Origin of the sequence: Burkholderia sp. Bp9140 (assembly GCF_003853425.1) — a bacterium.
GTDB lineage: Bacteria > Pseudomonadota > Gammaproteobacteria > Burkholderiales > Burkholderiaceae > Burkholderia.
This window is the reverse complement of sequence record NZ_QTPQ01000033.1, coordinates 94,220-100,690: the sequence shown is the minus strand read 5'-3', so window position 1 is coordinate 100,690 and position 6,471 is coordinate 94,220. Positions and strand designations below refer to the sequence as shown.

Annotated in this window: 7 protein-coding genes; 6 read left to right on the top strand and 1 reads right to left on the bottom strand. The window is 68.2% G+C overall.

All coding sequences use genetic code 11. From position 1 onward, the window contains the following. Positions 1 to 148: 148 nt before the first annotated feature. Positions 149 to 1,414 (bottom strand): SGNH/GDSL hydrolase family protein, encoded by a 1,266-nt coding sequence (locus DIE21_RS25955; protein WP_124500374.1) that lies wholly within the window; start codon positions 1,412 to 1,414, stop codon positions 149 to 151. A gap of 200 nt (positions 1,415 to 1,614) precedes the next feature. On the opposite strand from DIE21_RS25955, the gene paaA reads away from it, so the two are divergent. The 6 genes from paaA (at position 1,615) to DIE21_RS25925 (ending at position 6,471) form a co-directional block, all read left to right on the top strand. Next, complete coding sequence (gene paaA / locus DIE21_RS25950; RefSeq protein ID WP_124500373.1) at positions 1,615 to 2,613, top strand: 1,2-phenylacetyl-CoA epoxidase subunit PaaA; 999 nt, start codon at positions 1,615 to 1,617, stop codon at positions 2,611 to 2,613. A 36-nt stretch (positions 2,614 to 2,649) separates the two neighbouring features. After that, on the top strand, positions 2,650 to 2,934 hold the full coding sequence (gene paaB / locus DIE21_RS25945) for a 1,2-phenylacetyl-CoA epoxidase subunit PaaB (RefSeq protein WP_006752453.1): 285 nt from the start codon (positions 2,650 to 2,652) through the stop codon (positions 2,932 to 2,934). A gap of 10 nt (positions 2,935 to 2,944) precedes the next feature. Beyond that, positions 2,945 to 3,748 (top strand): 1,2-phenylacetyl-CoA epoxidase subunit PaaC, encoded by an 804-nt coding sequence (gene paaC, locus DIE21_RS25940; RefSeq protein ID WP_124500372.1) that lies wholly within the window; start codon positions 2,945 to 2,947, stop codon positions 3,746 to 3,748. A gap of 25 nt (positions 3,749 to 3,773) precedes the next feature. Continuing rightward, positions 3,774 to 4,337, top strand: a complete 564-nt coding sequence (gene paaD / locus DIE21_RS25935) for a 1,2-phenylacetyl-CoA epoxidase subunit PaaD (RefSeq protein WP_124500371.1) — start codon at positions 3,774 to 3,776, stop codon at positions 4,335 to 4,337. Positions 4,338 to 4,461: 124 nt separating this feature from the next. Further along, positions 4,462 to 5,526: a 1,2-phenylacetyl-CoA epoxidase subunit PaaE gene (paaE, locus tag DIE21_RS25930; protein WP_124500378.1), complete on the top strand. Its 1,065-nt coding sequence runs from the start codon at positions 4,462 to 4,464 to the stop codon at positions 5,524 to 5,526. A 129-nt stretch (positions 5,527 to 5,655) separates the two neighbouring features. Continuing rightward, positions 5,656 to 6,471: a DUF1835 domain-containing protein gene (locus DIE21_RS25925; protein ID WP_124500370.1), complete on the top strand. Its 816-nt coding sequence runs from the start codon at positions 5,656 to 5,658 to the stop codon at positions 6,469 to 6,471.

The window sequence follows — 6,471 nt, the reverse complement described above, 5'->3', positions numbered from 1 at the left end:
GCCACCGTCTCCGCAACCCCCTTTGTGAAAATATTTTGAAAAAGCCCCCGTGCGCTGCCGCGCACGGGGGCTGGGGTTCGATGAAATACACACCGCTCGCGATCCTGAAGCAGCCGGCAGATCGTCTCCCTCCATATATATGGCGATGTCACTTGCCGCCGGCTGCGGCCTGCAGCGACTCCACCGGCACTGCGTCGGCCATCGCCGTGTAACCGGCGTCACTCGGGTGAATGCCGTCGCCACTGTCATATCGGCGCTGCAGAACACTCGGGCGCGTGGGGTCGCGCAGTATCGCGTCGAAGTCGACCACGCCGTCGAAACCGCTGCCACCCCGAATCCACCGGTTCACCTCGAGCCGGATCGTCTCGCGCCCGGCCGGCAACGCCGCGGGCGTAAGTGTCGCGCCGAAGACCTTCACCCCCTGGCGGTGCGCGGCCTCGATCAACCGGCGATAGCCGTCGATCAACGCCGCGGCCGTGACCTGCGTATGCGGATTGTCGCAATCGAGCCCCGCACGCGGCGGCATGGCCGCAAAGTTGATGTCGTTGATGCCGATCAGCACGATCGCCGCCTTCACCCCCGCGCGCGACAGCGCGTCGCGCTCGAACCGCGACGCCAGCGACGTGCCATAGCACGCCGAATCGCTGAGCAACCGGTTGCCGCTGATCCCGAGATTCACCACGCCAAGCGGATCCGGACCTGCCGCGGCCAGCCGGTGCGCCAGCGCGTCCGGCCAGCGACGGTTGCGGTTCAGGCTCGAGCGCAGCCCGTCGGTAATCGAATCACCGATCGCCGCGACACTCGCCCGCGCAGCACCCGCCTCGACGGCCAGTTCCGTCACCCACGCATACTGGGTAAAGCGCGTGCGAAATGCGCCAGCGCCCGGATCGCTCACGTGATCACCCGGCGCCGATACGTAGTTGAGCTGGTTCGACACACGGTGCCACACGGTCATCCGCTGGTTCGCGCCCATCCGCAGACTGATCGCATACGGCCGCCCGGCCGTCACGTCGATTGCCACCGGGTCGCTTTCGAGCTCCTGGCCCGGCACGAGCGTCACCGACGCCTTGCCGCCGAAGCGCACGCCGGCGCTCGCCCCGTCGGCAAGCGCCGCGCCGTCTCCCGCACGCGCCAGACCGGCGGCCTCGATCACCAGCGGCGCGCGACCATATGCATTGCTCACGCGAAGCCGCGCGGCACGTCCCGATACCGTCGGATAGACGATCTGCCGGACGGTCCGCCCAGCCACGTCGGGCGCGCGATAGAGCGGTGGCGGCGCAGCCAGGTCGGGAATCGGCTGCAACGCAGTCGCCCATGCGGCGACCCACCCGGCCGGAGCGGCCGAGGCCGCGACCGGCGACAGGAAAACGGACGCGCCCAGCACGGTCGCGACGAAACTGCTTCGAAATGACATCGGCGAAATCCCCATCGGAAAGCGGGCATTGTGCCGCAGAAGCCGCCCGTCTCACGCGCCGGACCACCTCCCACGCCAGCGATTGCACCCCGACGCCCCTCGTTTACCCGCGTCTCGCCGCAAATCGGCAAGAAATTTATTAACCGACCGGTCGGTTGGTTTATACTTCGCACACATTCAACCGGACGAGAACCTCCGCCATGTACACGCAATCCCTCGACATCCCCGGCAACGTCGCGCCGCTCGACGCCACCGCCGAGTCGCCCGAGCAAGCGCGGTTCGACGCGGTCATGGCCGCGGACGGCAAGATCGAACCGCAGGACTGGATGCCCGACGCCTATCGCAAGACGCTGGTTCGCCAGATCTCGCAGCACGCGCACTCGGAAGTCGTCGGCATGCTGCCGGAAGGCAACTGGATCTCGCGCGCGCCGAGCCTGAAGCGCAAGGCGATCCTGCTCGCGAAGGTCCAGGACGAAGCCGGCCACGGCCTCTATCTATATAGCGCAGCCGAAACGCTCGGCGTATCGCGCGATTCGCTGATCGACGCGCTGCACGCCGGCAAGGCGAAATACTCGAGCATCTTCAATTATCCGACGCCGACCTGGGCCGACGTCGGCGTGATCGGCTGGCTCGTCGACGGTGCCGCGATCATGAACCAGATCCCGCTGTGCCGCTGCACGTACGGCCCGTACGCACGCGCGATGATCCGCGTGTGCAAGGAAGAGTCGTTCCACCAGCGCCAGGGCTTCGATGCGCTGCTGTCGATGATGAAGGGTACCGACGCGCAGCGCGCGATGGTCCAGCAGGCGGTGAACCGCTGGTGGTGGCCGGTGCTGATGATGTTCGGCCCGAGCGACGCCGATTCGGTCCACAGCAACCAGTCCGCGAAATGGGGCATCAAGCGGATCACGAACGACGACCTGCGGCAGAAGTTTGTCGACGCGACGGTCGACCAGGCAAAGGTGCTCGGCGTGACGCTGCCCGACCCGGACCTGAAATGGAACGACGCGCGCGGCCACCACGACTACGGCGCGATCGACTGGGATGAGTTCTGGCGCGTGGTCAACGGCGACGGCCCGTGCAACAAGGAACGCCTCGCGACCCGCGTGAAGGCGCACGACGATGGTGCGTGGGTGCGCGAAGCCGCGCTCGCGCACGAAGCGAAGCGCCGCGCCCGCGCCGAACAGCACGCCGCCTGAGCGGCAACCATCGAATTCAGGATTCAGGAGAAAGTGATGAACAAGGAATGGCCGATCTGGGAAGTGTTCGTGCGCAGCAAGCAGGGCCTCGATCACAAGCATTGCGGCAGCCTGCACGCCGCCGACGCGTCGATGGCGCTGCGCATGGCGCGCGACGTCTACACGCGCCGCCAGGAAGGCGTGAGCATCTGGGTGGTGCCGTCGTCGGCGATCACCGCGTCGGATCCGGCCGAAAAGGCCGAGCTGTTCGAACCGGCAGGCGACAAGATCTACCGTCACCCGACGTTCTACACGCTGCCCGACGAAGTCAACCACATGTAACGCCCGCGCCATGACGATCACACCCGAACACCTCTCCTACGTGCTGCGCCTCGCGGACAATGCGCTGATCCTCGGTCAGCGCAACGCCGAATGGTGCGGCCACGGCCCGATCCTCGAGGAAGACATCGCGCTCACCAACATGAGCCTCGACCTCATCGGCCAGGCCCGCATGCTGTATACGCACGCAGCCGAACTCGAGCGCCAGCTCAACGGCGCGGCGAAGACGGAAGACGATTACGCGTACTTCCGCCCCGAGCGCGAGTTCGCGAACTTCACGCTCGCCGAGCTGCCGCACTACGGCCCGATCGCCGGCACCGCGCACGCCGACAAGGACTACGCGGTGACGATCGTGCGCAACTTCCTCTACACGACGCTGATGCTGCACGTGTGGACGGCGCTCGAAACGTCGACAGACGCGCAGCTCGCCGCGATCGCCGCGAAATCGGTGAAGGAGACCCGCTATCACGTGCAGCACGCACGCGAATGGCTGGTGCGCCTCGGCGACGGCACCGACGCATCGCATTGCCGCGCCCAGGCCGCGCTCGACTACCTGATTCCGTACACGCGCGAATTCTTCGCGGCCGATGCAATCGACGACGCGGTCGCCGCACCGGGCATCGGCCCCGCACCGGCCGCGCTCGAAGCCGCATGGCGCGCGGACGTGGACGATGCGCTCGCGGAGGCGACGCTCGACCTGCCGGCGCCCGTGCAGCACGTGACGACCGGCAAGCAGGGCGAGCACTCGGAGCACATGGGCTACCTGCTCGCGGAAATGCAGAGCCTCGCGCGCCAGCACCCCGGCGCGACCTGGTAACCGGCCGACCCAACGGAGCCCGACGATGTCCGTCCAGACCGCCGCCCCCGCCGACGCCGCGCCCGCCGCGCATCGCAACGATCCGTTGCTCGCGCGCGCGTGGGACGTGCTCGAAGCGGTGCCCGATCCTGAAATCCCGGTCGTGTCGATCCGCGAGCTCGGCATCCTGCGCGACGTCCGTCGCGCAGACGACGGCCTGCTCGAAGTCGTGATCACGCCGACCTACTCCGGCTGCCCGGCCATGTCGCAGATCGCCGAGGACATCGCCGCCGCGCTGCAGGCCGCCGACCTGCCGCCGCACCGGATCGCGACGGTGCTCGCGCCCGCGTGGACGACCGACTGGATCACGCAGGAAGCGCGCGACAAGCTGCGCGCATACGGCATCGCGCCGCCCGTCGGCCAGTGCGGCCGCGCCGCGCCGCGGGAAAACGTCGTGCGTTTCGTGCCGCGGCCCGTCGCGGCGCCCGTTTGCCCGCGCTGCGGCTCCGCCCGCACCGAGCGTCTCGCGCAATTCGCGTCCACGGCCTGCAAGGCGCTGTACCGCTGCGTCGACTGCCGCGAACCCTTCGACTACTTCAAACCTTACTGAGATGAAACAGCCCCCACGCTCTCTTCGTTCGCCTGGGGGGGCGCAGCCCCCCCATCCCCCGGAAGCAGATCCGTCGCGCGCAGCGGCCCGGCGGGGGTCGTCGTCGACCCCGCAATTTCACCCGCTGCGTATCCGCGACGTGCGGCCCGAGACCGCCGACGCCGTTACCGTCTCCTTCGACGTGCCGCCTGAGCTGCGCGACGCGTACCGCTTCACGCAGGGCCAGTTCGTCACGCTGAAGACCCACATCGACGGCGAGGAAACGCGCCGCTCGTACTCGATCTGCGTCGGCACGACCGACTACGACCGCGACGGCGAACTGCGCATCGGCATCAAGCGCGTGCGCGGCGGCCGCTTCTCGAACTTCGCGTTCGACACGCTCGAGCCGGGCCACACGATCGACGTGATGACGCCGGACGGCCGCTTCTTCACGCACCTGAACGCCGACCACGGCAAGCAGTACGTCGCGTTCTCCGGCGGGTCGGGCATCACGCCGGTGCTCGCGATCGTGAAGACGACGCTCGAACTCGAACCGCGCAGCACCTTCACGCTGATCTACGGCAACCGCAGCGTCGACGCGATCATGTTCGCGGAGGAACTCGAAGACCTGAAGAACCGCTACATGAACCGCTTCGTCCTGTATCACGTGCTGTCGGATGACCAGCAGGACGTCGAGCTGTTCAACGGTGTGCTCGACCAGGCGAAATGCGCGGAATTCCTCGCCACGCTGACGCCGGCCGACACGATCGACGAAGCGTTCATCTGCGGCCCCGCGCCGATGATGGATGCGGCCGAAGCCGCGCTGAAGGCAGCCGGCGTGCCGCAGGCGAAGGTGCACGTCGAGCGCTTCGGCACGCCGCTGCCGCAGGCCGGCGCGCCCGTCGTCGAGATCACCGACCAGACGCCGGCCGCCGACCTCGAAATCGTGCTCGACGGCAAGAGGCGCAAGCTGCGCCTGCCGTACGAAGGCGTGAGCCTGCTCGACATCGGCCTGCGCGCGGGCCTCGCGCTGCCGTACGCGTGCAAGGGCGGCGTGTGCTGCACGTGCCGGGCGAAGGTGGTCGAAGGCGAAGTCCGGATGGAGAAGAACTACACGCTCGAGGAACACGAAGTGAAGGACGGCTTCGTGCTCACGTGCCAGTGCCACCCGATCAGCGACAAGGTCGTCGTGAGCTTCGACGAGCGTTGAGCGGCGTCGTACCGGCGCGGTGCGCCGGTTTCTCGTCGTCACACATCTCGCTTACACTAGGGGCCGCCGGCCGGCTGGACGTCATCACGTCCGCCCGGCCGGCGGTTTTCTTTTGTTGATGACAGGCCGATGAGTACCATTCACGTGATTCAGGGCGGCACCGCCGCCGCGTCGCTGCGCGAGGCTCTCGCGCAAGCCGGACGCGACGAGCGCGTCGTCGGGTTGCTCGACGATCTCGCGGTCGGGCCGCTGAAGGGTGCCGACGAGACGCCCGACACACGCGCCGCGTTCTGGCAGCGCGTGCTCGGCGACCAGATTCCCGACTGGAACGCGGAAATCGAAGGCGAGTTCGCCCGGCTCGACCAGCTCGCGACGGAGTCGGGCCAGGTGGTCGTCTGGCACGCGCCGAGCGTCGGCGACAAGCTGCTGCTGCGCCGCGTCGCCTATCACCTGCGCAACGTGCCGCAGCGGCTGAACGAGGTGCGGCTGTCGGCCGCCGATCTCGACGCGCCGCAGCGCGCGGCGCTGGCCCGCACCGACCTCGCATGTTCGACGGGGATGTTCTCGCCCGCGGCGCTCGCCCGGAAACGGCCGGCGGCCGCACCGATCTCGGTACTGCGCATCGGCCGCCTCGCGCTCGAATGGCAGGAGGCGAAGCACCTGAATGCCGAGTTGCGCTACTGGGTCAGCAATACGATCAAGAGCGGCCATTATGCAGACCTCGATGCGCTGATCGTCGCACACGCGGAAACCGGCTGGCTGCCCGCGCGACGCATCGTCGGCGGCATCATGGCCGGCGCCGACCGCGGCGGGCTGTTCGTCAGCGACTCGATCGCCTGGTGGCGCTGCCGCGAACTCGCGGCGGCCGGCCGGCTCGAGCTGCAGGACGACGCGCCGGCCGCCCTCTCTTCCACGCAGATGCGCGCGGCTGCCGCGCCTCGCTAA

Coding starts and splice junctions, on each gene's coding strand:
- paaC (WP_124500372.1), top strand. CDS start 2,945: ATGACGATCACACCCGAACACCTCTCCTACGTGCTGCGCCTCGCGGAC.
- DIE21_RS25955 (WP_124500374.1), bottom strand. CDS start 1,414: ATGTCATTTCGAAGCAGTTTCGTCGCGACCGTGCTGGGCGCGTCCGTT.
- paaD (WP_124500371.1), top strand. CDS start 3,774: ATGTCCGTCCAGACCGCCGCCCCCGCCGACGCCGCGCCCGCCGCGCAT.
- paaB (WP_006752453.1), top strand. CDS start 2,650: ATGAACAAGGAATGGCCGATCTGGGAAGTGTTCGTGCGCAGCAAGCAG.
- DIE21_RS25925 (WP_124500370.1), top strand. CDS start 5,656: ATGAGTACCATTCACGTGATTCAGGGCGGCACCGCCGCCGCGTCGCTG.
- paaA (WP_124500373.1), top strand. CDS start 1,615: ATGTACACGCAATCCCTCGACATCCCCGGCAACGTCGCGCCGCTCGAC.